Source organism: Inquilinus sp. OTU3971 (genome assembly GCF_038440215.1).
Map to the genome: position 1 here is coordinate 19322 of NZ_JASATH010000002.1, position 26288 is coordinate 45609.

A 26288-nucleotide genomic window follows, 5' to 3' on the forward strand; every position below is an offset into this window, starting at 1 on the left:
CTTCCTTTCTCTGGCGAGCACAGGGTCATGTCCGGCATCCTCATCATCGACACCAACAGCGTGGGCTTCGCGGCTCACGAAGGGAGGAAGCTGACCGCCGGCGGACAAGAGACGCAGGCGATTTTCGGCACTCTCCGCACCATCCGCAACCTGATCGTCTCGCATCGCGACCACAAGGTCATCTGCCTCTGGGATGGCCGCTCGTGGCGCAAGGACGAGCTCGGAACCTACAAGGGCACCCGCGACGACGACCCCAAGAAGCTCGCCATCCGCAGCGCCTACAAGGCACAGCGCCCGTTCATCGCCAAGGCCCTGACCTCCCTCGCCGTCACCCAGATGATGGCGAGCAACATGGAGGCCGACGACCTGGCCGGCATCCTCTGGCGCAAGTTCCGCGCCGAGCGGCGGCCGATCAAGATGATCACCCGCGACGGCGACTGGCTTCAGTTCGTCGGCAGCGGCGTCGTCTCCTACGACACCTACAAGGATCTGACCGTCAGCCTCGGCAACTTCGAGCAGGTGACGGGCTACCGGAACGCCGATGCGTTCGTCCAGGGCAAGGCCCTGCGCGGCGACGTGGGCGACAACATCGGTGGCGTCGGCGGCATCGGTGACGTTGGCGCCAAGCAGATCCTCGCCGCCTTCGGCACGGTCGAGGACTTCATCGCCGCGGTCGAGGGTGGCGATCGGAGCTGCAAGAAAAAGTGGCTCGACTTTGTCGACAACGCCACCGGCGGCCGGGACATCTTCCAGCGCAACATGCGCCTCATGGATCTCCGGCGGCAGGATCTGCCGAAGCCCGAGCGGCTGACCATCACCAAGGGCGCGGTCGACCGGGCGCGCTTCGCGACGCTCTGCGCCGAGCTCGCCTTCCATTCCATCCTGGCCGACCTGCCGAAGTGGGTCGGGCCGTTCGAGCATGAAAGGATCGCTGCATGAGCAGCACCGACGAACTCGCCGATGCCCTCGAGGCCGTGATTGGCGCCAACGACGAGGCGGCGACCGTCACGAGCTTCCTGGACACCGGCTTCGCGCCGCTCAACCTCGCCCTGTCGGGGCGCTACGACGGCGGCCTGCCCGTCGGCCGGATCGTCGAGATCTTCGGGCCGCCGTCCTGCGGCAAGACCGCCATCTCTACCAAGGCGATGATCGCCGCTCAGAAGGCGGGCGGAATCGCCGGCTTCAACGATCATGAGCGGTCCTTCGCCATCCCGCTGGGCAAGGATCTCGGTCTCGACGATCGGCCGGGTCGGTTCGTCTACAAGACCCCGAAGACCTTCGAGGAGTCGATCACCATCGCGATCAAGGCCGCGGAGCTGATCCGGGGCAAGAAGCTGATCCCGGTCGAGGCCCCGATCGCCTGGGTCTTCGACAGCCTCGCCGGCATGGTGCCGAAGTCGAAGATGGACAAGGCCATCGAGGACTACGGCATGCACGACAACATGGCGCTCGCCAAGGCGACCAGTGCGGCCTTCCCTGCTCTCGCGCAGTTCGTCGAGGAGTTCGGCATCTGCTGCATCTTCCTCAACCAGCTGAAGATCAAGCCGGGCGTGGTCTACGGCGATCCGACGACGACGCCGGGCGGAGACGCGCCGAAGTATTGGTCGTCGGTGCGGGTGCAGCTGGGCGCCACGCGCATCACCACCGGCAAGGGCGAGGACAAGAAGATGCTGGGCCAGGAGATCGGCTGCCGCGTCGTCAAGAACAAGGTCAGCCGGCCGTTCCTGACCGCCAACTGGCGCTTCATGTTCCGCGATGACGGCACCGGCTATTTCGACGTGGTCGGCTCGACGGTCGACTACCTGGTCGGCATCGAGGTCATCAAGCAGGCCGGCGCCTATCTCGTCTGGCCAGACGGCAAGAAGTATCACCGCGGGCCGCTGATCGAGAAGATCGAGAAGGAAGGTCTGCACGCGGAGCTGCTGGCGTTGCTGCCGGCTCGCGCCCCGGCTCCGGCAGAGGTCGAGGCCGCGGCCGCCTGATACCCGATAGCGACGCGCTGATTCCTACCGCGATCCCATCAGCGCGTCGCTATCGTTCAGTCATCGATGACTGACGCAAGGGAGAGAGACATGCGCGTGGCACTCGACGGCCTGGGCGAGTTCGAGGTGCGCCTCAACTGGATGGAGCACATCAACTTCGACCGGCAGATCACCACCGAATATGGCGGCAGGCTCTACCTCGACCGGGTCAATGCCGGCTGCAGCGCCATCGACACCCACAACACCTTCCTGGCCGCCGGCCCGGGCTACCACCAGGGTGGCGGCACCGTCCTGAATGGCGTCGAGTATTTCATCCAGGCCAATGTCCAGCGCCAGGCCGGCGATTGGGCGGTCTGGTGGAGCGGCCGCCGCGCGGATGGCGCCGGGTCCTGGCTCACCGAGTCCGCCCGGAACAAGCTCAACGCGAATGCGGCTGCCAAGGCGCAGCTGAGCGCCTTCGTCAAGGACAACGAGGCGGCCCTGCGCGAGGAGGCGCGCTCAGCGTTCGCGCAGCACATCCTCCACCAGATCGACCGCACCCTGAAGAACCTGATCCTGATCGGCCAAGTGCTGCCGTTGAACCCGCGCCTCCGCTTTGGCGATCTCTTGACCGATGTCTGAGTCCACTCGGCAGCAAGCCGTCGCTGCGACGGCCCAGGCGATCGGCGAGGCCATCACGAACGCGGCCGCCCTTGCCGCTGTCGGCGCCGGCGTCTTCGCCGGCACGGCCGAGGGCAAGATGTTCCGGAGCGCGATGCAGACGCTCCTCTCCCTGAACGACCGCTCGACCATCAAGGCCCTCAAGAAAGCAGGAGAGCAGAATGACCTGGCCGGCTGAAGGCATCGCCGAGAAGGCAGCGACCGCTGAGAAGCACGACTACACGGTCGGCGACGGTCGGAGGATCTGTCACAAGGGCAAGCCGGTTATCCGCATCAGCATGACGGATGGGCACGGCCGCTATCTCGATAGGGAGATGACGCCAGCCAAGGCCGACGCTCTCGCCGACCGCATCGCTGAGCTGCTGGCCGACCACGGAGGGCCGGCATGCTGAGCATGAACCCTCGCTATGCCAACTACGCCCGGGCGCATGGGCGCGATCCGGAGGTCCAGTTCGAGCAGGACAGGAAGGATCTGCCGGGCGGCCCGCTGATCGGCTTCGTGCAGTGGAATCAGGATCGCATCCGCGAGTTCTCCGTCGAGCACCCGGGGGCGGTCGTGTTCGGCGGCTTGGTCAACCATGCGCTCTATGACAACTGGCTGACGGCCTGGGTCGAGCGGGCCCTCGCGCAGTGATCCCGCTGTCCCGCGACTATAACAGCGAAACACCCCGCAACGTCGCAGGACACTCCGGTGAGAGCCATCAGCACCTGGCAGCCCTTCGCGCATCTGATCGCGATCGGCGCCAAGAAGATCGAGACCCGCCCCTACCCGCTCCCGCCGGCGATCCTCGGCCAGCGCATCGCGATTGCGGCCACCAAGAACATCCGGTCCGCACAGCGGCGCGCGATCGAGGATCCCTTCCTGCAGGACGAGCTTCTGCGCCTGGCTGTGCCGCCGCTCGACACCCTGCCCCGCGGCTGTGTCGTGGCGACCGCCATCGCGGCGCGCAGCGAGCCGATCACCCAGGAGCTCGTCGACGCGCTGTCGCCAGCGGAATTCGCGATGGGCTGGTATGCCGAGGGTCGGTTCGCCTGGTTCCTCGAGGACGTGATCAAGATCGAGCCCGTCCCGGCGCGTGGGATGCAGGGGTTCTGGCATTGGGAGCCGCCGAGTGAAAACCCTCCGGTCAAAGCCTAAGAAGTATGAGGTCCGGCTGGTCAAGAAGGGCCGCCGGACCTATGGCGGCATCATCAAGCTGGTCGACGGGCGCCAGTGCTATCTGGCGTTCCGCAACCTGTCGGAGATCTACCGCTCCGGTGAGAAGACCATCAGCGCCGCGATCGATGCGGGCACCGCCTGCTGGGCCCTCGACGTCGACACTCTGACGCAGATGCGCGCCCTCGGCATTAACCTGGTCGGCGTCCTCGTCCGCGATACCGGCGACGTCTACCTGACCAAGATGGAGCACTTCCAGGACTTCTCGAAGGCCAAGGTGCTCGATTATCAGCGCCGCGGAGGGTCGTTGCAGCGCTATCTGCCGCTGCAATGGTTTATGCGGAAAGGTGGCAAAGTAGCGCTTTAGCCAGATGTTCAGCGGGGAACAACCGTTAGCACCTAACGGCTCACGATGAATCCTTTCTGAATGAGCGCCTTTTTTCTTTTCTCGGAAAATCGTCGATGAGAGAAGAGATGATGGTGATCATAGCGTTGGATCGATCCGTCAGCTCGATAGCTTATTTCTTTGATAACGGTAATTCGATTATGGATACAATGAATCCACAGTTGGTATTTGATATGGACGATGGGCGAATAGGATCTTAATTTAGTCGTCATGAAAAGCTGATTTCTCATTCGGAGAAACAGCCTTCCTAGGCTCCAACTGGCGTTTACGGGTGAGCCGGCGTCTGACAAGGAGCTTGCCACATAGTCCAGCCAGGCTCTCTCTTTCATGGCATCCTCCGAATCATCGTCGGACAGCGCATCATGCAATATCCAGATTCTGCGTATCAGCCACGAGTAGGTCATCTGATGTTGTCGGTCTTTTGTTAGAATATTATCTATAGCAGTCTTGCTAAGACGGATGATTTCATACGGTTCTTTGCCGGTCGTCTTGGTTTCTGCTATTACAACTGTGACTTGATTGCGGTCGTCGTAGACATGTATATGATCGATTCCGTGCTTAGTTGAGAGGTTTCCAGTTGACGGGTGCCGGCCGGAGGCAACACGGTAAACTTTGGCAGGAGTAGCCGCATTATCAGAATATCTCCAGCGACGAAACAATGATGCGGCGTAATAGTTGGTAATTGATTCTCCGTATTGTCCTTTCAATGTTTCATTTAGAAAATATAAGGTGGGCATGGCTACATCGTGCTGTGATCGCCGTAAATTAAGTTTTCCGTATTCGCCAAGCGCTCGGCTAAAGCACAGATCAACCTCGTCCGTAAGGGTTCTTGGAAACACCCGCGCAGGGCCCATGGACGGTGGTGTGGGAACAAATGTTTCTACTTCGCCCCGACGGATCATTATCATAGTGGCGAACGCGAGATCATATCTTCTGCATAAACTATCAAACTCCGCCTCGAGCTCATCCACCGAAGCTTGCGAACAATAAAGTGTGTATGGCTTTCCATGGTTATCGACACAGTTAACACGGAATCCGGTCTCATCGTCTTCGATCACAGCGAGGCTCCATCAATATCACTGGAGTATGCAATCGATGGTGGCCGATCGCCGTTTCAAACACCAGCGACTCCAGCGGGTGGGTGCAATTTAGCCTGCGGTCTTCGTCAAATACCGAGCGCACCCCTCATTCACGCTCGCTATAGTAAGTCAGCACTGAAACGAGGGCGAGATGACGAGCACACCCCGCGCGATCCTGTCGGACCAACACTGCCATGAATGGAGCGCGTTCGCGTCGAAGGCGACCAGCGGCGTCAACTCGCGCCTGCAGCTGATCCTGGACGAAATGCGCCGCGCCGCCCAGGAGCTGCTCGCCGCCGGCGGCCGCCAGATGATCTTCGCCGGCGACCTCTTCCATACCCGGGGCAGCATCGCCCCGTCGGTGTTCAACCCGACGCATGACACGGTCTCCGAGATCACCCGGATGGGCGTCGAGATCATCGCCATCCCCGGCAACCACGACCTCGAGAGCAAGGAGTCCGAGCGGCTCGGCAGCGCCATCACGACGCTCGAGGAGATCGCCGGCTTTCGCGTCATCCAGGGTCCGACGATGGTCGACGACATGATCCTCGCGCCTTGGATGAGTTCGGTTGCCGCGCTGCGCGACGCGATCGGCGCCTTCTCGGCGCCGGCCCGCGCGGCATGCGACCTGATCATCCACGCGCCAGTCAACGGCGTGCTGATCGGGATCCCGGATCACGGCTTCGACGCCGCCGAGCTCGCCGACTTCGGCTTCCGGCGCGTCTTCTCCGGGCACTACCACAACCACAAGGATCTCGGCCGCGGCGTCTACTCGATCGGCGCGACGACCCATCAGACCTGGTCCGACATCGGCACCAAGGCGGGCTTCCTGCTGGTCAACGAGGGCCGCGTCGACTTCCGGGCCAGCCAGGCGCCGAAGTTCATCGAGATCGACGAGACCACGCCGGAGGAGGAGTTGCCGCTCATTGTCGACGGCAACTACGTCCGCGTCCGGCTGCCGTCGGTCACTGCGGTCGAGGAGCGGACCCTCCGCGAGACGCTGCGCGATCTCGGCGCCTTGGGCGTTATCATCAACGCGGCCCGCAAGACAGAGAGCGCCAGGCCGAGCGGCACGATCGCCGCCGGCGCCTCGCTCAACACGTCCACCGCCGATTTCGTGAAGATGCTGGGGTCGCCGCGCGAGCCGCGGCTGCTGGCGCTCTGCGACGACATCCTCAACGAAGCGAAGGGGCTCGAGGCGTGATCGCCCCGAACAGGAGGGATTTGTGATGGCTCAGCTCTACACGGTCCGGATGAATCGGAAGGTCCAGGTTCATCACGCCGGCGGCGTGGTCGAGGAGCGCCTGGTCGAGGAGGTCTATCACGACCTTCCCTGGGTCACCGCCCAGCGCTACCGCGAGAAGTTCGGCGAGCAGGTGATCTCGATCGCCGAGACCGAGCGCCAGCCCGAGCGCTTCGCCTCGCGCCGGGTGCCGCCCGCCACCGGCATGGGCACCAAGCCGGTCGCCTGGAACACCACTGTGCGCTCGGGCGGCAAAGCCAAGGCCAAGCGCGCCGCCAAGACATCGGCGCCGGCCCCAGCGGTCCGCAACTACGACGCGGCGGACATGGTCAACCGCGAGATGGGGAAGCTGTCGAAGTGAGGCCCTGGCGTTTCCTGAACACCTTCGCGTGGGAGCACGCGAAGGAGGAGGCGGATGAGACCTTCACGCAAGGTCTCCGTCTCATCATCATCGCCGGTTGGGTGACCCTGATCGTGAGTTGGCACCCGACCTTCCAGCTGCTGGACATGCTCATCGGCGTCGCGGTCGCGGCCGTCATGCAGGGGGTGGCCACCTTCGTGGTCCGCTTCGCCCGCCTGGGCATTCGCATGCTCGTCATCCGCCGCCAGGTGAGGAACGAAGGATGAAGATCGAACGCCTCCGGGCCCAGAACTTCCTGACCATCGGCGAGGCCGAGCTGCGCCTCGACGACCGCGGCCTGGTGCTGCTGCAGGGCGTCAACCTGGACGACACCAGCGCCAAGTCGAACGGCGCCGGCAAGTCCTCGATCGCGGACGCGGTGTGCTGGTGCCTCTATGGCGTCACGGCGCGCGAGGTCTCGGGCGACAGCGTCGTCCTCCGCTCGGAGGGCAAGGGCTGCGTCGTGGAGCTCACGCTGCTCGACGGCGACGATCGCTGGATCGTCCGGCGCCACCGCAAGCACAAGACGGGCAGGAACGCGCTCCACCTGTTCAAGGTCGAGGACGACGGCACCGAGACCGATCACACCAAGGGCACCGACAAGCTGACGCAGGTCGCCCTCGAGAAGGTGCTCGGCTGCAGCTACGAGGTGTTCCGCTCCGCCGTCTATGCGGGTCAGGAGTCGATGCCGAACCTGCCCGGCATGACGGACAAGCCGCTCAAGCTCCTGGTTGAGGAGGCCGCCGGCATCACGGTGCTCGAAGGCGCTTACGAGGTGGCGCGCAAGCGCGCCGCGACCGCGGGTGAACAGCTGGCGCGGGAGACCGCCGCGGTCGACCGGCTCCGGGATCGGTTGACGACGGCTGCCGACCAGATCGCCGAGGCCGGGCGCGACAAGCTCACCTGGGACGCCGACACCGTGGCGACGCTCCGGACCCTGGCGGGCGAGGCGAAGCTGGTGAAGGACGCCCTCCCGGCGCAGGAGGCGCTGGTCGCCGGCTACGGCGAGGCGGGTCTCCTCGACAAGATCAAGGCGGCCGAGGCCGCGCTGGCGGCGGTTGAAGGTGAGCGCCGGCAGGAGCAGACGCTCGCCAACGCGGTCGGGGTCGAGGACCGGGAGGTGGTGGCGCATCAGACCGCCGTCACCCGCTTCAAGGCGGACATCGAGCGCGCCAGGAAGGATCTCGACCGCGTCGGCAGCCGGGTGGGCGACCCCTGCGGCGAGTGCGGCAAGGCCTATTGCGAGCACGACCTGGCTGCCGCCAAGAAGCTGGCGACTGACAAGCTCGCGCGCATCGTCGCTGAATGTCGCGCTGCAATCGCATCGTTCGGAGATGCTCAGAAACGCGCTCAGAGCGCGCGTGAGACGCTGTCCGCTCATCGAGCGTCGATGACTGACGTGTCAGCGACAAGCGCGCTCTTGCGCGATCTGCGCGCGAAATACGACGAGCTGGGCCGGGCGAAGGCCGAGCTTGCCCGGCAGCGGTCGAAGCTGACCGATCTTGTCGCCCGCATCAAGGAGCGCCGGGAGACGGTGAACCCGCACCTCGCGCGCATCGAGCGCGCCAAGCTGGCCCATGCCGAGCTCGAAAAGGGGCTCGAGACGGCGAAGGCGGGGCATGCGGCCGCCGAGGAGGAGGTGGCGCTCGTCACCGAGGCCATGAAGGTCTTCGGCCCCGCCGGCGTGCGGGCGCACATCCTCGACACCGTGACGCCGTTCCTCAACGACCGGACGGCGCACTACCTCGGCACGCTCTCCGACGGCAACATCTCCGCCACCTGGTCGACGCTCACCCGCTCGGCGAAGGGCGAGCTGAAGGAGAAGTTCGCGATCGAGGTCAACCACGCCAAGGGTGGCGACCAGTTCGCGGCGATCTCCGGCGGCGAGAAGCGCAAGGTGCGGGCCGCCTGCGCGTTGGCGCTGCAGGACCTGGTCTCGAGCCGCGCCACCAAGCCGTTCGGCCTGTTCATCGGCGACGAGATCGATGACGCGCTCGACGCCGCGGGCCTCGAAAGACTGATCGCGGTGCTCGAAGAAAAAGCGCGGGATCGCGGGACCGTTCTTATAATAAGTCACAGCGATCTGAAAGATTGGATCCGGCAGTCCATCACGATCACCAAGTCAGGCGATCGGTCGATGGTCAGCGATATCGTCGCGGCCTAAATGGTCGCCGGACTGCCCGTAGACGATGAGGAGACCGCTACTATGGCGGTTCTCCTCGACGATCTGGAGAACCCTGAAGCGGAAGACAGCATGGCATCACCGAATTCGGCCAACCTCGATGCATTGGCCAGCATCCTCAACGACAAGATCACCAACGAGAAGGGTGACTTGATCTTCACTCTGGGCTCGACCTTTACGGCGACGCTCCTGTTCCCCGACGGCGGCTACAAGAAGAAGCCCGTGGTCGCCGGCGACGAGTTCACGCTTCGGCCCGAGTGCCGCGGCGGCAAGCGCGGGGACATGATCTTCTCGCTGGAGCCGGTCGACGCCCGCGACTACAGCCGGATGGAGATGAACTCCGTCGAGGCGTTCCGGCACCTGGAGAAGTTCAAGGTGCGGATCGAGAAGCTGATCGACCTGGAGTGGTCCAAGGCGATCACGAGCGCCGCCACGATCAAGGAGCACGCCAAGGCCAAGAAAGAGGCCGACACCTACGCCGACAACCCGCTTTGGGGGATTTTCTGATGGCCTTTCTGAGGGTGCTGGGCGTCGACCCGGCGTTGCGCAATTTCGGCCTGGTGCGGGCGAGGATCGATCTCGCCAGCCTCGAGACCCCGGAGCTGGTCTGGGACGTCGAGGACATGGACGTCATCAAGACCGCGAACGAGTCCGGCAAGACCGTCCGGAAGAGCTCCGACGACCTTCGCCGCGCCATGGAGATGCACAAGGGCTTCCACGGCATGGCGAAGGGCTGCGCCTTGATCTTCGCCGAGATCCCGTCGGGCTCGCAGTCCGCCCGGGCCAACATCAGCGCCGGCATGTCGATCGGCGTGCTCGCCTCGTCCCCGGTGCCGATCGTCCAGGTGCAGCCGATCGAGGCGAAGAAGAAGACCGTGGGCCGCGCCACTGCGACCAAGGACGAGATGATCGATTGGGCGACCGCGCGCTTCCCGAACGCCCCGTGGAGACGGCGCAAGTTCAGGGGCAAGTGGGAGCTCCTGGGGGAGAACGAGCACATGGCCGACGGCTGCGCCATCATCAAGGCCGGACTCGAGACCGACCAGTTCCTCCAGGTCGCCTCGATGTATCACGCTGCCATCGCGCGGGCTGCTTAACACCCTGTCTAGTCAGTCATCACTGACTTAGATACAATAGACGCCCTTCCCTTCTGAAACTCCGAGGCACCATGCCCTCCCACGATACGCTTCCTCCGGCGAGGTCCTACTTCGCCGGCATCGGCCAGGCTGTCGCCGATCGCACCGTGAACCGCAAGATCACCAATCCGGAGACCGGCGAGGTCCGCACTGAGACCTGGGCGGATGTCGCGGAGCGCGTCGCGCTCGGCAATGCCCTGCTCGATCCGGAGAATGACCGCATTGTCGACCAGTTCGCCGGCATGCACCACCATCTGCGCCAGGCATCGCTGCTCATGTCGGGCCGGCACCTGCAGCACGGCGATCACACCCAGCCGACCCGCAACATCGAGGTCTTCACGAACTGTGCCACGGCGGCGACGTCGGCGCTCCTGTTCACCCTGCTGCTCAACGGCGCCGGCGTCGGCCGCTCCTATGACGATCCCCTGATGATCGTGGATCTGGCGCAGTTGCCGACCGCGCTGTGCGTCATCGACTGGTCGCATGCCGACGTTCAGTCGGGCCGGATCACCGGCTACATGACCCGCCGCGACGTCGAGCACCTCTACAGCGACCGCGAGATCATCGTCCATGAGGTCGAGGACAGCCGCGAGGGCTGGGCCAAGGCCGTCGAGCTGATGGAGCGGCTCGCCTTCGAGGGTGTCCACCGCGAGAAGGTTCTGATCCTCGATTTCAGCAAGGTCCGGCCGAACGGCTCGCCGATCCGGGGCATGCAGAACCGCCCGGCGTCCGGCCCGGGCCCGCTGATGGCGGCGCTCGCGAATGTGGCGCGCATCCGTGACGCCGGCATGGAGCCGTGGCGCCAGGCGCTCTACGCCGATCATTACCTGGCCGAGTGCGTGCTCGTCGGCGGCGCCCGCCGCGCGGCCCGCATGGCGACCAAGAGCTGGCGCGACCCGTCGGTCCTCAAGTTCATCAACGTCAAGCGCGGCGGCTTCCTCTGGTCCGCCAACAACAGCATCACGGTCGACGAGGACTTCTGGACCTACGTCCAGAAGATCGCGGCCTGGCTTGATGACCACCCCGGCAGGGCCCCGGCCGCGGCACGCAACTTCGTCGGGCTGCGTCGCTTCGGGCGCTTGGCGCTCCATGCCTGGCAGGTGTTCCTGGCGGTGACCGAGGCTGCCTACGGCGACGGCACCGGCGAGCCGGGCTTCATTAACCAGCATCTCCTGACCCAGAAGAACGACGGCTTCGACCGTTATCTGGACGGCCGCTTCGCCGGCTCGAAGAAGTTCCAGATCGACGAGGAGACCGTGCCGCTGATGAAGCGGCTGGCCGCGATCGTCGCCAAGCTCAAGCATACCCAGATCACCAACCCCTGCGGCGAGATCAGTCTCCTGCTGCTGGGCGGCTACTGCGTCATCGCCGACGTCGTGCCCTTCCACGCGCAGAACGATGACGACGCCGAGGACGCCTTCCGGGTGGCGACGCGGGCGCTGATCCGCACCAACCTGATGGACGCCCTCTACAAGCGCGAGACCGAGCGGACCAACCGCATCGGCGTCGGCATCACCGGGCTGCACGAGTGGATCTTCGCCCGCTTCGGGCTCGGCTTCCGGGACATCGTCGCCGAGGATCCGGACGGCGAGCTCATGCTCGACGCCAACGGCGAATACATGGTCAAGCCGCACCCGGACGCGATGCGGATGTGGCTCACCCTCGCCCGCTTCGCCCGGGCCGTGAGCGACGAGGCTCGCGCCTACTCCGAGGTGCTTGGCGTGGTGGTGCCGCACACCGATCGGACGATCAAGCCGGCCGGCACCACCTCCAAGCTGTTCGGCCTGACCGAGGGCGCCCACCTGCCGGCGATGCGCGAGTATCTCCGCTGGGTGCAGTTCCGCAACGACGACCCGCTGGTGGCCGAGTATGAGGCCAAGGGCTATCCGGTGAAGCGCCTGCAGACCTACAGCGGCACGACGATCGTCGGCTTCCCGACGGCGCCGGTGATCACGCAGCTGGGGATGGGCGACAAGCTGGTGACCGCGCCCGAGGCGACCCCGGAGGAGCAGTATCGCTATCTGCGCCTGCTGGAGACGTTCTGGATCCGCGGCGTTGATGAGGATCTGTGGCTGATGGAGGAGACCGGCAACCAGGTCTCCTACACCCTCAAATACGATCCGAAGGTCGTCAGTCTCGCCGAGTTCCGTCATGCGATGCTGAGCCAGCAGAGCAAGGTCCGCTGCGCCTCGGTGATGCCGGCGGTCGACACCACGGCCTACGAGTATCAGCCGGAGCAGCCGGTCTCCAAGCATGAGTTCGAGATGATCGCCGCGGCCATCATCGCCGACGATGCCAAGGAGGATGTCGACTTCGCCCATGTCGACTGCGGCACGGGTGCCTGCCCTGTCGATTTCGACAAGGAAGCGGCCTGACCGTTCCCTGCGCGGGAGGCGACGTGCGCCTCCAACATTCATTCAGCACTGACTCGGAGTTCGTCCCTCGTGTATACCCATTCCGTCATCATCCATCGGTCGACCGGCGGCGAGGCGATCCATCTCAGGGTCACTCAGGAGGTCGCGAAGCAGGTCTATTCCGCGACCGCGACCGAGAAGGAACTCCAGATCATCGGCATCCCCTACCAGGAGGGCCGCCTGACGCTGTGCATGGACCACGGCATGCTGATCTTCGTGGCGCCGGACCCGTTCGTGACCGACGTCGTGCCCGATCCGATCGAGGTCGAGGCTGAGCCGGTTCCTCTCGAGCCTGTTGTGCCCGAACCGGTCCGGCGCCCGAAGCGGAAGAAGTAGACCGTCGAAATATACCAAGCGCGAGCCCTGCTCGCGCTTTCTATCATCAGTCATCAGTGAATGATCGAGCGCGACGCGCATTGGAAAGGGTCTCATGTCTGACTACATCGTCACCGCCAAGCTGAACACTGGCGACGTCATCACCATCCCGCTCGACGCCGACGCCGGCCAGGCTGTGCTCGCCGAGATCAAGAACAACACGCTCCTCTCCGGCGACCGCGTCTCGATCGTCGGCACCGACAGCGGGCTCGTCACCGCGTCGAGCAATGTCCAGCACCTGACCGTGCTGCCGGCACCGACCGCCGCTGTCGCCGCCTGATGACCACGATCTCGTCCACGACCATCCTCCGGTCGCGCAACGCTGCGCGGCCGGACAAGGTGCTGTCGACCCTGCTGCTGCGCTATCCCGATTGGATCCACGCCGAGCAGCGCACCCACCGGCTGATCCCGCTCGACGAGGGCCTTGAATTCGAGTGGCCGACGCCTTCGGTGATGGCCGATCCGAACCTGTCGCGCAACGCCAACAGCCTCCGGGCCATCCCGACCAAGAAGCTGATCCAGGACGTGATCGACGATCCGGCGATCCCGCTGTTCTGGGGCAAGAACGAGCCTGGCATGCAGGCGTGGCAGGAGCTGACCGGCGTCGAGCTGGCGGAGGCCAAGGCGCTGTGGCTGGAGGCGATGGCGAACGCCATCCACTACGCCAAGCAGCTCGCGGCCGTCGGCGCCCACAAGCAGATCGTCAACCGCGTGCTGAGCCCCTACACCCACAAGACCGTGGTCGTCAGCGCGACCGAGTGGACCAACTTCCTGGCGGTGCGGAACCACCCGGACGCCGAGCCTCACATCCGCATGCTCGCCGAGGCGGTCGCGAAGTGCCTTGAGGACGAGAGCACCGTCCAGACCCTGCAGCCGAACGAATGGCACCTGCCCTTCGGCGAGCCTGGCTATGTCAACGGGCCTGACATCCGGGACCACATCAAGCGGTCCGTCGCCCGCAATGCCTCGACCAGCTACAAGACGGTTGACGGCTTCGACATGACGTTTGATCGCGCCATCGCCCTTCACGACAAGCTGGTCGGGTCGCGGCCGATGCACGCCTCGCCGGCGGAGCACGTCGCCCAGGCGGACGACTACTACTTGGACGAGCGCCCGTTCCCCGGCGCCGTCAAGGACGAGAGCTGGGGATACGTCCATTGGCGGCATCCCGAGCAGCACGGCAACTTTGTCGGCTTCCGCCAGTATCGCAAAATGCTGCCGGGGGAATGCGTCTGATGGCGCGCTTCACCCTGGCCTTCGACGTCCTCGACCTGACCAAGGACACGCCGGAGGGCCTCGAGTCTGGCTTCTACGCCTATTTCGGCGACGAGACCTCGCAGGACGAGACCGTGCCCATCTACGGCCCCTTCCCAACCGCCGACGAGGCGCGCCAGACGGGGCTCGCCGTCGTGCGTGAGGGCCTGAAGGAGGCCGGCGGCAAGTTCCAGATCAAGTCCGTCGACACCACCCCCATCGAGCTCGAGGAACAGAAATGACCGTCATGATTGGCGCGTTCGCGCCCGATATGGCCCCGCGCCGCGGGCTGCCCGTGCAGGTGAAGCGGGTCCGCGAGAGTGCGATCCTGCCCGAATACCAGTCCGACTGGGCCGCGGGCTTCGATCTGCACGCCTGCGTCGGCGACTGGATCGAGCTGCTGCCCGGCGAAACCATCCCGATCCCGACCGGCCTCGCCTTCTTCATCGGCGACCCGAACTATGTCGGCAAGGTCTATGTCCGGAGCTCGGCCGGCAAGATGGGCTTCGCCCTGGCCAACGGCACCGGGATCATCGACGCCGACTACCAGGGCGAGCTGGTCATCATGCTGACCAACCGCACCCGCCATACCACCCTCGACATCCGCCGGGGCGACCGCCTGGCGCAGCTGGTCCTGACGCCCGTCATCCGCGCCGCCTTCGAGGTGGTCAAGGATTTCGCCGTCGCGACCAAGCGCGGCGAGGGCGGCTTCGGCTCCACCGGCGTGCGCTAGTGCGGGAGCTGCGGGAAGGCGTGTGGGCGATGGCTGTGCTGATCGGCATGGTCGTCACCCTCACGCTGGTCGGCCTGGCGTCCGGCTTCGCCGGATACCTGGTCAGTGGCTCGAAGGATGCGGCCGTGGCCCTCGGCACCGTCACGGTGTCGATGGTGATCGCCGCCGGCCTCGGGCTCGTCTTCTACTGGACGAGGCGGACATCGTGATTGGCATGTGCGGAAGTCACCGGGTTGGCAAGACAACCCTGGCCCGGGCCGTGGCGCCCACGCTCCATCTGCCGGTGATCGAGAGCCGGGCCGGCGAGGTTTGCCGCGAGCTCGGCATCGACATGGCTGCGGACCTGTCGCTGCATGAGCGCATCGGCGTCCAGGAGATGATCCTCGACGCCGCGATCGACGACTACAAGCGGCACGCCGGCTCCTTCATCTCCGACCGCACGCCGCTCGACATGGCGGCCTACATCCTGGCCGACTGCCTCAAGAACAGCGGCACGGCGGAGGAGCAGCGGGCGGCCGTCGCCTACGTCGAGCGCTGCATCGACGTGACCAACAAGAACTTCACCTGCCTGATCCTGGTGAAGCCCGGCATCCCCTATGTCGTCGAGGCGGACAAGCCGCCGCCGTCGGTCGCCTATCAGGAGCACCACGGCATGCTGGTGCAGGGCCTGGTCAACGACCTGCGGGTGCTGCCGGAGTGCTACGAGATTGCGCGGAGGGCGCTGGCGCTCGAGGAGCGGACGCAGATCGTGCTCGACATCTGGAGCGACCTGTCGACCACGGCGCAGAAGAACCTCAAGCACGTCACTTGCCATTGACTATTCAGTCAGAAGTGACTGCGCACCCGTTGCGCAGTCGCTATAATCAGCACTGACTGACAACGAAGCGACGAGGGGACAGAACATGGCACAGAAGCTGACCAATACGGTCCGCGAGGAGATCCTCGACAAGATGACCAAGGCGGTCTTCGGCGAGCGCCAGGCCGCCGTCGCGCAGCGCGAGGACGAGATCGCGCGCCGCTTCATTCGCCTGGGGATCGGCGAGGAAAACTGGAACACCTACGAGGCCGTGCCCGTCTCCTGGCTGAACCACACCAAGCACATCATCGTCAGGATCGGCGGCGGCACGGTTCGGCTGGAGGTCATCAAGCATGTGAAGGTGCCCAAGGGTTGGGACCACGGCCTGACCATCGCCCAGGTCGATGGCGGCACCGAGCTGGCGGAGCTCTACGCGGCTCTCCGGAACGACCGGGACACCCTCGCCGACGAGATCAGGAAATTCACGGTCGACACGCAGGTGGTCCTGCAGCGCACCCACTCGATCAAGAAGCTGATCGAGATGTGGCCAGAGGTCCGGTCCTACGTGCCGGAAGCGGCGCTGGCGGACAGCGTGCCCCTGCCGGTCCCCGTCGGGCTGATCGCCGGCATCAACGCGAAGCTCCCGCCGCGCAAGAAGGCAGCATGAGCGACCCGGCGTCAGCGGACGACGCTTCGCTCCCGCGCCGTGGCCGCCGCTGGCACTACGGCGCAGACGCCTCCCTCGACAAGGGCTTCCTGGCTCGGCGCACCCGTCACACGGTGCGCCAGCTCCTCCGGCAGATGAGGACGATCCACGACGATGGAGGACTTCCCGACAGTCCACCAGGAGTTGAACCGGAAGGCGCTTGAGGCGGCCGAGAACCTGGTCCGCTCCTACGAGCAGGGTCGGATCCTCGAGGGGCAGCTCACGGTCGGTCTCACGGCGATCTGGGACGCCGTGAGCGGCTTTCTCACCCCGGACGTCCGCGAGGTCTTCGAGAAGCTCCCCACCCGTCCTGAGCGTTCTGTGCGCGATCTGCGCCTACTCCACGACGGCCGCGGCCAGGCTGCCATCGTCAGCCGCCGCGCCGGGGGCACGAAGGTGACGGCGATCTCCCTGAAGATCGGCCCGGTCAAGAAATTCGACACCGCCGAGAAGGCTGATCCGGAGCTCGCCGCCAAGCGGCGCTTCGACGGCCTTCTCGATCACCTGAAGGCAAAAGGCTTCGAGGAAATCTGATGACCGTCATCAACTTCACCGACATCGAGACGACGGGCCTCGAGCAAGCCAAGGGCCACCGGATAATCGAGATCTGCTGCTCGACCTATATCGCTGCGACCCGCAAGAAGGTCTTCACCTGGACCAAGCGGATCAACCCGATGCGGTCGATCGACGCCAAGGCCCAGGCGGTCCACAAGATCTCGCTCGCCGACCTGGCGGGCTGCCCGACCTGGGACGTGGTCGCGCCGGACGTCGCCAAGATCCTCGGCCGGACCGCGCTGCTCGTCGCCCATAACGGCAACAGCTTCGACTTCCCCTTCATCGGCATGGAGCTGATGCGGATCGGCATCACGCCGCCGGACATCCAGAGCTTTGACACCATGGTCGAGGGCCGCTGGGCGACGGCGACCGGCAAGGTGCCGACCCTTGGAGAGCTCGCCTATGCCTGCGACGTGCCCTACGACCCGGAGGCGGCCCACGCCGCGGAGTATGACGTTGACGTGATGGCTGAGTGCTTCTGGCGCGGCGTGGATTTCGGCTTCTTCAAGCCCGCGATCGAAATCCCAGCCGTCTCGCCGGCACCGCTGGCGATTGCAGCTTAGAACGCCGCTAGACCCGACGCGCTTTCTGGTAGGCGCTTGGATGGTTCACAATCAGTGAGCAGTGGCCATTGGGATGGCGCGTCACCCCTGTCCGATCTGCGGCTGTAACCAGCTATCGCCCCGGCCGGGTCCCGCTTGATAGTGTATGGCGGCGAGTGCAGCCCGACTGATGCTGGAACCGAGCCTCCTCTTCGCATTCCGTGCAGCGGAAGTCGAATTCGACCCCGCGCTTCGGCATGGCGGAGCTGATCAGTATTCAATCAGGCGGCGGGTTGACGACCGGGGCCTGTAGAGGCGGAAGATTGTCCGTTGGCGCCTTTCGCTGGCGCAATTCCAACTCCAAACGCAGGTTGAAATTAAACGTCGTGTCGTCTGCCTGCTGCATCTCTTCCGCCAACTGCTTGGCCTTTGCATTTGCTTCGTTCTCAATCTGTTCGAGCCGCGCCTGCGCCGCCTCTCTCGTCATTGGAGACGCATTGCTTTGTTCGGGAGAGCTCGCGAACTGGGTCACAAAGGAGGCGTAGTCCACAAGGAAACTAATTGCCTTGAGCGCCTCTTGCTGTCGTTCGGCGGCCAGAGCGCCCTCTAGTGCTTCGCGGAGCGCCGTGTTAATCTCGGCCTGTTTAGCCAATGCTTCAGTCCGCGACCGCAAAAGGGCTGAAATCGTGGAACTCTCTTGCCCGTCGTCAATCCGGTTCCTTACAACCTCGGCAAGGCGTGTTAGTTCCGCCGTGCGGGCGACTCTCCAATCATAGGACCGCCGCTTGCGGTCCACGATCTCGTTTAGGACTTCCCCACGTAGCCACGACAATGGCTTCTCGCTGACTGTGAAGTCGCTCCCTGATTTGGAGAACCAGTATGCAGTGCTAGCCTCCGCATCAAACATGCTTCCGGGCGTGACCCCAGCCTCTAGTTTCGATTTCGCGATGTTGGCAATTTCCGCGTCGTAGTCGGTTACTCCGATTCCGACGTAATCAACATTGCCTCCAATCAAGCGTCTGAAGGTCCCCGACTCGGTCTGAAACTTCTCCAGCCGCACAACTATCAGCACGCCTCCAGATCCCGCATATTCCAAGTCGGAAGCTATGCGAGGACTGAATTGCTTGATTTGGTTTTGGACGTTCCGGTCGAGCCCCCAGTTCTCGAAAACTGACATCAACTCGGCGAAGCTTTTGTGTCGGTCAATCCTCTCCACGCCCTCCTTATTCTGCGCGAAAGGCGACGAGATCGACCAAAGTAGTATCACTACTGCCAAATAGAGAGCACGTCTCATGGCCGGTCCTGTGGAACTATCGGCAACGCTGCCGCGAGGCTTTCGGCAAAACGGCGATTTCCAGAGATCGTCTCTGTCGCCAACTGCGCCAGCCGCTGGTTCAATATTTCCAAATTTACTTTGTCGATCAGTAGTTGCACTGCGACTGCCGTCTCTTTGCCGTTTGTCGAGATCGTTCTGGCAAATGTGCTTTTATCAATAAAATTGCCGAATACGTAGCTTCCAATACCTCGGTCGAACGCTGGCGACCCGATGACTTCGTGTAAAAAGTTTCCTTGAACGCTGACTTCGTAGGGGAGGTGGATTTCGCCATTGCTAAAACGCGTGCATTGGCTTAAATCTACGTATGACACGCCTTCACTTTGATACAAAATGTGGGAATTTCCAAGTGTCAACCTATACTCATAATTTTGATCATAAGTAACGTCTTCATATGTATGGGCGCCATTGTGGTTCGTGTATTTTACCGTATACGTGGGGGCCATCAGGTATTCATTGTTACGAAGCCATCTCCATGATCGGAACTGAAACTCGCTGTAATACTCAACGTCCAATGTAGTAATTGCGCAAATCCGAACCTCACGGCCCTTGAGTAAGTTGGTTGCTATAATGCTGACCGCATCGGCAGGGTTCCTGGCGCTGGAGGCGATTGCCGCGCGCATCGATGCCTCGTTTTCTTTTGCCTTGATTTCAAAACTGGTCACCGAGAATTCTAGTCTAGGATCAATCATGGAATTGATCCAATCAAGATGGCGACCTAGGACTATCGCAAACTGCGTTTCGTCGATAATCCCCGCTGCAAATGCACTATGATCTGCCAGCACCATGGCGTCGAGCAGCGGCGCTGCGATGAGTCCACGGCCCTGGTCGTATTCGCGTAGGCGACGACGCGCCACATCGAATTCATTCCAGGCGCGTTCAAGCCGCTCTTCCAGCCCTTGGCGGTCGGCGCCCCTTTTGAGAGAAATGCCCTTATAGTCGGCTTCTCGCTGAACATCCCTGATCGCCACAAGGCCGGTCTTAGCTGCGTTAAAGAGTTGGATAGCATACTGTTGGGATATTGCCCTTAATACTTCGTCCTTCACCTGTTCAATTTGGGAAGTGATCTGAGCAAGCGCGGTCTGGACGACGGCGAGCTGCGATATGATAATATCCAACTTGCCATTGATAGCGCTCAGTATTGCACCAGTGCCACCATCACCTTGCTGAGATTGGAGTAATTTTACGAACATCCCTACGGCAGCGATGGCAGCAATAAGGGCTGGGTTTGCGTAGGCCGGTTCCGTCCCGGCGAGCGCGGCGAACGGGGCAGCCAGTCCGGCCTTAATCACATCGCGTCGGGTCAATCCCATCGCCGTGGTATCCCCCCCATCCGCTATGACAATAGCAGTTGGAACGACTTTCGTCGCTGCAATAGTAAATTGGCCACTTGCAAGTGAGCCGCTCAATTTAGCCTGACCGTGCTTTCCGGTGCGATTCGGCCGCTTGGAACGCTTGCCGTTGCGGCAAGTCTGACGCCTCGCTTCAGGCGATCGCAATTTTGGGCCTTTGTGGCGGCTGGTCGGTGCGGCCGAGTCTTCGGCCTGGCGGTGTGGCACGTATGTCGGGGGCGAAGATGACCGCCCGAAGCAGCGTGCTGACAATTTTTGCGCGCTCTGAGGCGCATTGGCGTAATGACGCTCTCCCGCGACTCGTATCGACCTATCTCATGGACTTGCGTAGACACCTTAGGCCTGTTTGATCATCCATATCCGAAACTAGGCGTGTTGGTCATGCTGTGGGAAGTATTCTGTCCAACTGGCAGTAGGTTGAATGGCCGAATTGGCCGTTGCAATTTCCGTCCTTATCAACGCGATGCCAACCGAACACCCATCAGGCTCTCGCTACAAGTGATCTTGTCGCAGCGACGCGACGACATCGCAGCAAGAATGCAGGAGAGCAATGGTGAGCACGAACCCCGCGATCGGCACCGGCACCGAGATGGACGTGGACGCGCTGATGGCTGATCTCGACGCCGAGCTCAGCGGCGTGGTCGGCGAGATCGAGGAAGAGATCGTCGAGGAGCAGGCGGAGGAGATCGTCGAGGACGTCCTCGCCGGGATCGAGGAGACCCCGGTGGTCGAGGAGCCAATGGTCGAGACCGAAGCGCCGGCGGAGATGGGTGCCGAGGAGCTCGAGGCGACCGTCGGCGCGATCGAGGCGAAGGAAGCCGCCTACGCCGGACAGGAAGCGGCGGGCGACATGACGACCGAAGCGCCGGCGGCGAGCGAGCCCGCCAAGGCGACGTCGGCGAAGACCCCGAAGGCGCCGAAGGAGTCCAAGCCCCGCGTCAGCCTCGAGACCCTCGACGCCGACAACTTCGCCCTGGTCGTGGACGACGCCGAGCGCGACGCCAACGAGCTCAAGGCGGAGGTGCTCGCCACCAAGCCGAAGGCGGTGAAGATCGCCGAGAAGTTCGAGAACCTCCTGATCGCGGTGGCGCAGGGCAAGGCCCCGTCGGTCTACACCATGCTGTGCTTCCAGGCGCTGGTGGAGAAGGGCACGGTCACCAGCGCCGACTTCGTCGCCAAGATCACCGGCTCGGCGAAGGGCGACGGCACCACCTACGGCCTGGGCACGGCGCGCAGCCAGTCCCAGCAGATGATGGCGCTCTTCCCGACGCTGAAGATCGCCATCAAGGACGGCGCCAAGCTGCGGCTGAACGAGGACAGCCTGCTCGCGATCCGGCTGAAGGAGATCATGTCGCCGACGCCGGCGGCGGCTTAAGGGGGATGCCGCGCGGGGAGGTCTCAGACCTCCCCTCTCTTTTCCGGGCGCCAGCGGGTGCCCGCGGGACCGTCCTGCCGGCAGCTGTGGACGACGTTCGCGCAACGCGCACAGATCGCGCTAGAGCGCATCGCGCGCAGTGACGCGACGCGACATAGCGCAATGCAGCAAGCACGCTCTAGCGCTATCTCTGATCGAACGACAAGCACTCGCGCGACGCAGTGCAGAGAGCTCGATCCAAATTCGTAGAGCATACGTCAAAAGGAGTGTGACTCTGGGCAGCGCCCGCTATAATTCAGTCATCGCTGACTAAGCGGGCATTTTACACAAAACGTGCCTCTTCCGCGTTATCGCGACTCCCGCTATGTTCACGATACGTTCTGTATCGAGGAGATTGTTCCTTGCCTTTCGATGTTGCTCCCGAAACCGTCATCGCCTGGAGTCTCCATGGCAACACCGACACCCTCACCGTTGGCGAGTTTGCGGCGCAGCCGCTCATTCAGCTGCCGGCACTCAGCTGGATTCGGATGGGCGCCGACCTGGCGACCGCGGGCCGGTTCGAGGCTCCGGAGTTCGGTGTGATCGAGATCACGAACCGTATCGCAGAGGCGGCCTGAGCCATGGCGAACGCGTCCGACAAGCTGACCATTGAGCAGGATCTCGGCACGTTCGGCTGGCAGGTCCGGGTCAAGTTCGACGGCCAGGTGCTCGCCGTCGCCGAGGGTCTGGAGGTCGACGCCGTGCGCGCCGCGGCGTTCGAGCAGGCGACCGCGCGCGTGAGCGAGATGATCCAGGCAATCCGGTCTCGCACCGGCAAGGCTGCGGCCTAGGGCGAAAGCGCGCTGCTGCTGTAGCGCAAACCCACCCGACTTCCCGCTCGCGTTGTGCGACAAGAAGTCAGTCAGTGATGACAGTGCAACGAGGAGATTGACGTGAACGCAGACCGTCTCCGCCACATGGCGAGCATTCTCCGGGCGCCGCTGCCGCCCGACGTTGTCGGCTTCAACATGCTCTACTATGTCGCCGAGGTCGAACAGGTCGACCTGGATGGCGAGACCGAGGATCCGGACGAGTTCGAAAAGATGACGGCCACGGCGTTCCGGGAGGATACCCCGGCATGCGGCACGATCTGCTGCGCCATGGGGCTGGCCGGGCTCGACCCGAAGTTTCAGGCCGAGGGCCTGGTCTGGGACAAGGTCCGGGGCAAGTTCATCGTCGGGGGTCAGGAACATCTCTACGGAGAAGCGGCGGCCGAGAAGTTCTTCGACATCGCGTGGGAGGACGCCGACACGCTGTTTGGCCCCGCCTGCGCCCTGTATCTCGACTACGACGCCGACGAGACGCAGACCCCCGTCGACCCGCTCGACGTCGCCGCCGTGATCGAGCACTACGCCAACACCGGCCGGCTCGTTCACGTCTCGCAGATCCACGCAGGCGTCGCCGCCTGATCCATAGCTGCGGCACTGACCGCCCGGCCCTGACACCCCTCCGCACCACCGAGAAGGCTTTTGCACATGCACATCCGTGTCCTGATTCTGCCGGGCCGCGACCCGGTTGCCGACCTCAAGGCGGTGCGCTCCGCACTCAACATCGGCCTCGGCCCGGCCAGGGCGCTGATCACGGGGGCTCAGGAGGTGATCCTGACCGCCGACCAGTTGAATGACCTGCTGGTGGAGCTGCCGGGCCGCGTCCAGGTCGCCGAGCCGAGGGAGAAGATCACCGACGTCCGCTACGACACCGTGTTCCCCGGCGCCGGTCACCGCCTCGACGACGTGATGCTCACCCTGACGGCGGATCGCCACGCCGAGGAGATGGTGGCGCTCAGGCTCGGCCATCTTCGGACCGGCAGGGTCCGGATCGCCTTCGACCAGGCGATCAGCTTCCTCGGCGGGCTCGCGATCCATAGCCGGCCGCTGCCGAAGATCGAGCCGATCCTGAACCCGAAGGTGATCGTCGCCGGCCCGCCGCGGAAGATCACCGTCCGTGTGTCGACCAGCGACGGTGCCGCACCCCGCGCCGCGGCCTGACCCAGCCGGGTATCCAGCCGACTGCCCGAAGCATTAGCGCGATACTGCGATATCGCGCTAGTGCGCAACTGCGACGAGGGACAGAAGACATGTGCAGCGCTCGGATCGATGCGCCGACGGGACCGCGTGTCCTCTACCACCAGCACTTCACCGAAGCCGAGGTCCGGCAGATGGACGGCGAAGGCTGGTTCATCTTCGATGCCGAGGGCACCTGGGACCTCCAGCGCCTCGACGAGGCGATGATGTTCGCCGACGACGCCAGCGCCAGGGCCTTCGTCCTTGAGCGGCACAAGCAGGGCTCGCCGCTGCACACGAAAGCGGTCGAGTTCATGGTCGCGCACTCGCCCTACCGGCTGGGCGTCGCAATGGTCGACTACGTGAACTACAGGCTCGCCCGGCGCGCCATCGTCCAGAAGACCCTGGACGCGATCGAGGAGCTCGACACCAAGGGGACTGCGTGATGGGGCAGATCACCGTGGCCGAGCCGACCGAACTTGATCTGGAGATCGAGGCGACTGAACACCCGCTCCCTGGCAAGAGCGACATCCTCTTTCAGATTGTCGAGGGCGACAGCCACCTGTTCGAGTCATGGGACAACGCCAGCCAGCGCTTTGTGCGCCACGGCCTCGATTTCGGCGAGATGCAGTGGGAGGGCGGTAGCGCCGAGATCGATGGCACCGAGGGCATGCTTGAATATTGCATCGCCCAGATGCTGGACGAGGAGTTCTGGCGGCCCGGCTGGTTCGTGATGGAAGGCTACATCGGCTACTACTACCGGGACGCCTTCACCAATGAGATCAGCCTCTCCCACGAATATGAGGTCGCCCGGCCCGCCCGCTGGTCGGACATCGAGCGCTTCGGCACGCAGAAGGCGCCGCTGCACATCCGGATCGCCAGGTTGTTCGGACTCGACCCAATCTTTCGGGAGCGCCGGCGGTGAGCCACCGCTACCTCTGCGTCACCTACCGCGACGGCCGAGAGATCCTCCGGAGGGAGTGTGAGCTCGGCGCCCACCACCTCTACGTCAAGACGGCGCAGGTCGGGCGCACGGCCTTCCTCGAGCTGATCAACGGCTGGAACCGGACCGCCCTCCTCGGCACGGCCAACGGCGGCCCCGTCCACGTCTACGTGGCCCTCTAGCGGGCGCACCAGAAGGACCCATCCATGTTTAGGTCTAGGCAAAGTGCGCTTGCTCGCGAGCGCGCTAAAGCGGAGGCGCGCATTCTTGCTGAGCGGGAAGTGCGCAAGGGCGCCACCGGCACCAGAATCACCCACATCATCGTGGACGAGCTGGCGTCCCTCCCCTCCCCTGCCCCGCTGTGGCGGCCTGGCGCGCCCTGGACACGGCGCGAGAAATGAGGCTCGGCGCTGCGCCGGTGGCCGATCATGGCGTCTATCTGTCGAGCATGCGCCTCCCGCTGCTCGACAAGCTGTTCTTCCTCGACAAGGTGGAGCTCGGCTCGATCATCGACGTCGGTTGTGCCGACGGCACCATGCTGGCGGCGATCGAGCATGTCGAGCCGGGGCTACAGCTGATCGGCGTCGACATCTGCCCGGAGATGCGGGCGCGGGCGAACATTACCGTGCCCCGGGCCGAGATCGTCGCCGATCTGGCCGCAGCGCTGGCGGCCGCCACAGCCAGGCCGCGCTTGGTGGTGCTGTCGTCGGTGATCCATGAGGTCTACAGCTACCTCGGCGCCGAGCGGCGGGCGGCGTTCTTCGAGGCGATCTGGAACTCCGGCGCCGAGTGGATCGCGATCAGGGATATGATGCCCGGCCGCGACGTCGATCGGCCGGCCAATCCCGTGTCGGTCGCCCGAGTGCGGCAGATGGCCCATCCCGAGCGCTTGGCGCAGTTCGAGGAGGCCTGGGGCGCCATCGACGGCAACCGCGCCCTCCTCCACTACCTCCTGAAATACCGCTACGCCGCAAACTGGGCGCGGGAAGTGACGGAGAACTACCTGCCGACGACGGCAGAGGCGTTCCTGGCAGGCGTGCCGCGGCACTACGAGGTCGCCTACATGGACCATTTCACCCTGCCCTACCTCCGCGAGAACGTGCGCCGCGATTTCGGCGTTGACCTGCAGGACCGTTCGCACCTCAAGCTGATCCTGCGGCTCCGGTCGTGTTAGTATTGTGCGCGAGGGAGATCGGCGATGGATTTGCGGCGGGCGAAGGGCAAGCGAGGCGACTGGTTTGCGCGTGTTGATGGGGACCAAGAGGATCTGCCGTGCGTTCACAAGTTCTGGGTCCGCCCCACGAAAGAGGACGCGCAACAGCGGATGCGATATCGAGATCCTCATGCCATGCCTGGAAACCCGACGTGGGACCGTTTCATTGAGGGCATCCGAACGAAGGGTCGTGTCATCCTGGCTGACGATCCCCCGATCGTGCCGGACGGGAGTGGGGGATTCGTGAGAGGGCGCTACATCGCCGTGTTCGAGGCGAGTGAAGTCGAGATAGACGGAACGACGCTGTGGTTTACGTTTGGCGATCGCCTCATGGATCTTCGGTAGGTGCGGGCCTCCAGGACCTAGAACACACTCCTCCCGTCTCCAATCCGATCGTGATAGAACCCGTCC

Annotated in this window: 38 protein-coding genes; 35 read left to right on the forward strand and 3 right to left on the reverse strand. The window is 63.9% G+C overall.

Going from position 1 to position 26288, the window contains the following annotated elements:
• Positions 1-27 precede the first annotated feature (27 nt).
• From AAHM41_RS00670 to AAHM41_RS00705, 8 genes are all read left to right on the forward strand, one after another.
• Positions 28-939: a hypothetical protein gene (locus AAHM41_RS00670; RefSeq protein WP_342234562.1), complete on the forward strand. Its 912-nt coding sequence runs from the start codon at positions 28-30 to the stop codon at positions 937-939.
• Complete coding sequence (locus tag AAHM41_RS00675; protein ID WP_342234563.1) at positions 936-1982, forward strand: hypothetical protein; 1047 nt, start codon at positions 936-938, stop codon at positions 1980-1982. Before AAHM41_RS00670 ends, AAHM41_RS00675 begins: the two co-directional genes overlap by 4 nt.
• Before the next feature lie 90 nt (positions 1983-2072).
• Entirely contained in the window at positions 2073-2603 is a 531-nt protein-coding gene (locus tag AAHM41_RS00680; protein ID WP_342234564.1) for a hypothetical protein, read from the forward strand.
• Entirely contained in the window at positions 2596-2820 is a 225-nt protein-coding gene (locus AAHM41_RS00685) for a hypothetical protein (RefSeq protein WP_342234565.1), read from the forward strand. The genes AAHM41_RS00680 and AAHM41_RS00685 overlap by 8 nt, the downstream gene beginning before the upstream one ends.
• Positions 2804-3034 carry a hypothetical protein gene (locus tag AAHM41_RS00690; protein ID WP_342234566.1) on the forward strand — a complete coding sequence of 77 codons (231 nt, stop codon included), beginning with the start codon at positions 2804-2806 and terminating at the stop codon, positions 3032-3034. Before AAHM41_RS00685 ends, AAHM41_RS00690 begins: the two co-directional genes overlap by 17 nt.
• Positions 3028-3276 (forward strand): hypothetical protein, encoded by a 249-nt coding sequence (locus AAHM41_RS00695; protein ID WP_342234567.1) that lies wholly within the window; start codon positions 3028-3030, stop codon positions 3274-3276. The genes AAHM41_RS00690 and AAHM41_RS00695 overlap by 7 nt, the downstream gene beginning before the upstream one ends.
• 57 nt (positions 3277-3333) lie before the next feature.
• Positions 3334-3780 (forward strand): hypothetical protein, encoded by a 447-nt coding sequence (locus AAHM41_RS00700; RefSeq protein WP_342234568.1) that lies wholly within the window; start codon positions 3334-3336, stop codon positions 3778-3780.
• Complete coding sequence (locus AAHM41_RS00705) at positions 3755-4165, forward strand: hypothetical protein (RefSeq protein ID WP_342234569.1); 411 nt, start codon at positions 3755-3757, stop codon at positions 4163-4165. The genes AAHM41_RS00700 and AAHM41_RS00705 overlap by 26 nt, the downstream gene beginning before the upstream one ends.
• A gap of 32 nt (positions 4166-4197) precedes the next feature.
• On the opposite strand, the gene AAHM41_RS00710 is transcribed toward AAHM41_RS00705, so the two are convergent.
• Positions 4198-5262: a hypothetical protein gene (locus AAHM41_RS00710; protein ID WP_342234570.1), complete on the reverse strand. Its 1065-nt coding sequence runs from the start codon at positions 5260-5262 to the stop codon at positions 4198-4200.
• 172 nt (positions 5263-5434) lie between these two features.
• On the opposite strand from AAHM41_RS00710, the gene AAHM41_RS00715 reads away from it, so the two are divergent.
• The 17 genes from AAHM41_RS00715 to AAHM41_RS00795 all read left to right on the forward strand — a co-directional run bounded on the left by AAHM41_RS00715 (position 5435) and on the right by AAHM41_RS00795 (position 17640).
• A complete protein-coding gene (locus AAHM41_RS00715) occupies positions 5435-6487 on the forward strand; it encodes a metallophosphoesterase (protein WP_342234571.1) in 1053 nt (350 codons plus the stop codon).
• A gap of 25 nt (positions 6488-6512) precedes the next feature.
• Positions 6513-6887 (forward strand): hypothetical protein, encoded by a 375-nt coding sequence (locus AAHM41_RS00720; RefSeq protein WP_342234572.1) that lies wholly within the window; start codon positions 6513-6515, stop codon positions 6885-6887.
• Positions 6884-7153, forward strand: coding sequence for a hypothetical protein (locus AAHM41_RS00725; protein WP_342234573.1), 270 nt, complete (start codon positions 6884-6886; stop codon positions 7151-7153). The genes AAHM41_RS00720 and AAHM41_RS00725 overlap by 4 nt, the downstream gene beginning before the upstream one ends.
• A complete protein-coding gene (locus AAHM41_RS00730) occupies positions 7150-9090 on the forward strand; it encodes an AAA family ATPase (protein WP_342234574.1) in 1941 nt (646 codons plus the stop codon). The genes AAHM41_RS00725 and AAHM41_RS00730 overlap by 4 nt, the downstream gene beginning before the upstream one ends.
• 42 nt (positions 9091-9132) lie before the next feature.
• Positions 9133-9615 carry a hypothetical protein gene (locus AAHM41_RS00735; protein ID WP_342234575.1) on the forward strand — a complete coding sequence of 161 codons (483 nt, stop codon included), beginning with the start codon at positions 9133-9135 and terminating at the stop codon, positions 9613-9615.
• A complete protein-coding gene (locus AAHM41_RS00740) occupies positions 9615-10205 on the forward strand; it encodes a hypothetical protein (RefSeq protein ID WP_342234576.1) in 591 nt (196 codons plus the stop codon). The genes AAHM41_RS00735 and AAHM41_RS00740 overlap by 1 nt, the downstream gene beginning before the upstream one ends.
• 71 nt (positions 10206-10276) lie before the next feature.
• Complete coding sequence (locus AAHM41_RS00745) at positions 10277-12619, forward strand: ribonucleoside-diphosphate reductase (RefSeq protein ID WP_342234577.1); 2343 nt, start codon at positions 10277-10279, stop codon at positions 12617-12619.
• 69 nt (positions 12620-12688) lie between these two features.
• The gene (locus AAHM41_RS00750) at positions 12689-12994 is read left to right on the forward strand and encodes a hypothetical protein (RefSeq protein ID WP_342234578.1); all 306 of its coding nucleotides are present in this window, start codon (positions 12689-12691) and stop codon (positions 12992-12994) included.
• 94 nt (positions 12995-13088) lie between these two features.
• Positions 13089-13313, forward strand: coding sequence for a hypothetical protein (locus AAHM41_RS00755; RefSeq protein ID WP_342234579.1), 225 nt, complete (start codon positions 13089-13091; stop codon positions 13311-13313).
• Complete coding sequence (locus AAHM41_RS00760; RefSeq protein WP_342234580.1) at positions 13313-14269, forward strand: FAD-dependent thymidylate synthase; 957 nt, start codon at positions 13313-13315, stop codon at positions 14267-14269. Before AAHM41_RS00755 ends, AAHM41_RS00760 begins: the two co-directional genes overlap by 1 nt.
• Entirely contained in the window at positions 14269-14529 is a 261-nt protein-coding gene (locus tag AAHM41_RS00765) for a hypothetical protein (protein WP_342234581.1), read from the forward strand. Before AAHM41_RS00760 ends, AAHM41_RS00765 begins: the two co-directional genes overlap by 1 nt.
• Positions 14526-15020 (forward strand): dUTP diphosphatase, encoded by a 495-nt coding sequence (dut, locus tag AAHM41_RS00770; RefSeq protein WP_342234582.1) that lies wholly within the window; start codon positions 14526-14528, stop codon positions 15018-15020. Before AAHM41_RS00765 ends, dut begins: the two co-directional genes overlap by 4 nt.
• A gap of 29 nt (positions 15021-15049) precedes the next feature.
• Complete coding sequence (locus tag AAHM41_RS00775) at positions 15050-15229, forward strand: hypothetical protein (protein ID WP_342234583.1); 180 nt, start codon at positions 15050-15052, stop codon at positions 15227-15229.
• A 5-nt stretch (positions 15230-15234) separates the two neighbouring features.
• Positions 15235-15837, forward strand: a complete 603-nt coding sequence (locus AAHM41_RS00780) for an AAA family ATPase (RefSeq protein WP_342234584.1) — start codon at positions 15235-15237, stop codon at positions 15835-15837.
• 85 nt (positions 15838-15922) lie between these two features.
• Positions 15923-16483 (forward strand): Nmad5 family putative nucleotide modification protein, encoded by a 561-nt coding sequence (locus tag AAHM41_RS00785; RefSeq protein ID WP_342234585.1) that lies wholly within the window; start codon positions 15923-15925, stop codon positions 16481-16483.
• 153 nt (positions 16484-16636) lie between these two features.
• On the forward strand, positions 16637-17056 hold the full coding sequence (locus AAHM41_RS00790; RefSeq protein WP_342234586.1) for a hypothetical protein: 420 nt from the start codon (positions 16637-16639) through the stop codon (positions 17054-17056).
• On the forward strand, positions 17056-17640 hold the full coding sequence (locus tag AAHM41_RS00795) for a 3'-5' exonuclease (protein ID WP_342234587.1): 585 nt from the start codon (positions 17056-17058) through the stop codon (positions 17638-17640). The genes AAHM41_RS00790 and AAHM41_RS00795 overlap by 1 nt, the downstream gene beginning before the upstream one ends.
• Before the next feature lie 256 nt (positions 17641-17896).
• Here the strand turns inward: AAHM41_RS00795 and AAHM41_RS00800 are convergent, their stop codons facing one another.
• Positions 17897-18913, reverse strand: a complete 1017-nt coding sequence (locus AAHM41_RS00800) for a hypothetical protein (protein WP_342234588.1) — start codon at positions 18911-18913, stop codon at positions 17897-17899.
• The gene (locus AAHM41_RS00805; protein WP_342234589.1) at positions 18910-20511 is read right to left on the reverse strand and encodes a hypothetical protein; all 1602 of its coding nucleotides are present in this window, start codon (positions 20509-20511) and stop codon (positions 18910-18912) included. Before AAHM41_RS00805 ends, AAHM41_RS00800 begins: the two co-directional genes overlap by 4 nt.
• A 346-nt stretch (positions 20512-20857) precedes the next feature.
• Between AAHM41_RS00805 and AAHM41_RS00810 the strand changes: the two genes are divergently transcribed.
• The 10 genes from AAHM41_RS00810 to AAHM41_RS00855 all read left to right on the forward strand — a co-directional run bounded on the left by AAHM41_RS00810 (position 20858) and on the right by AAHM41_RS00855 (position 26222).
• Entirely contained in the window at positions 20858-21679 is an 822-nt protein-coding gene (locus AAHM41_RS00810; protein ID WP_342234590.1) for a hypothetical protein, read from the forward strand.
• Between the two features lie 401 nt (positions 21680-22080).
• The gene (locus tag AAHM41_RS00815; RefSeq protein WP_342234591.1) at positions 22081-22296 is read left to right on the forward strand and encodes a hypothetical protein; all 216 of its coding nucleotides are present in this window, start codon (positions 22081-22083) and stop codon (positions 22294-22296) included.
• A 3-nt stretch (positions 22297-22299) separates the two neighbouring features.
• Positions 22300-22509 carry a hypothetical protein gene (locus tag AAHM41_RS00820; RefSeq protein WP_342234592.1) on the forward strand — a complete coding sequence of 70 codons (210 nt, stop codon included), beginning with the start codon at positions 22300-22302 and terminating at the stop codon, positions 22507-22509.
• Between the two features lie 102 nt (positions 22510-22611).
• Positions 22612-23127: a hypothetical protein gene (locus AAHM41_RS00825; RefSeq protein ID WP_342234593.1), complete on the forward strand. Its 516-nt coding sequence runs from the start codon at positions 22612-22614 to the stop codon at positions 23125-23127.
• 66 nt (positions 23128-23193) lie between these two features.
• Positions 23194-23706, forward strand: a complete 513-nt coding sequence (locus AAHM41_RS00830; protein ID WP_342234594.1) for a hypothetical protein — start codon at positions 23194-23196, stop codon at positions 23704-23706.
• Positions 23707-23795: 89 nt separating this feature from the next.
• Positions 23796-24167 carry a hypothetical protein gene (locus AAHM41_RS00835; protein WP_342234595.1) on the forward strand — a complete coding sequence of 124 codons (372 nt, stop codon included), beginning with the start codon at positions 23796-23798 and terminating at the stop codon, positions 24165-24167.
• Complete coding sequence (locus AAHM41_RS00840; RefSeq protein ID WP_342234596.1) at positions 24167-24646, forward strand: hypothetical protein; 480 nt, start codon at positions 24167-24169, stop codon at positions 24644-24646. Before AAHM41_RS00835 ends, AAHM41_RS00840 begins: the two co-directional genes overlap by 1 nt.
• A complete protein-coding gene (locus tag AAHM41_RS00845; protein ID WP_342234597.1) occupies positions 24643-24846 on the forward strand; it encodes a hypothetical protein in 204 nt (67 codons plus the stop codon). The genes AAHM41_RS00840 and AAHM41_RS00845 overlap by 4 nt, the downstream gene beginning before the upstream one ends.
• Before the next feature lie 215 nt (positions 24847-25061).
• Positions 25062-25838, forward strand: a complete 777-nt coding sequence (locus tag AAHM41_RS00850; protein WP_342234598.1) for a methyltransferase domain-containing protein — start codon at positions 25062-25064, stop codon at positions 25836-25838.
• A 24-nt stretch (positions 25839-25862) separates the two neighbouring features.
• Positions 25863-26222, forward strand: a complete 360-nt coding sequence (locus tag AAHM41_RS00855; protein ID WP_342234599.1) for a hypothetical protein — start codon at positions 25863-25865, stop codon at positions 26220-26222.
• Positions 26223-26288: the final 66 nt, after the last annotated feature.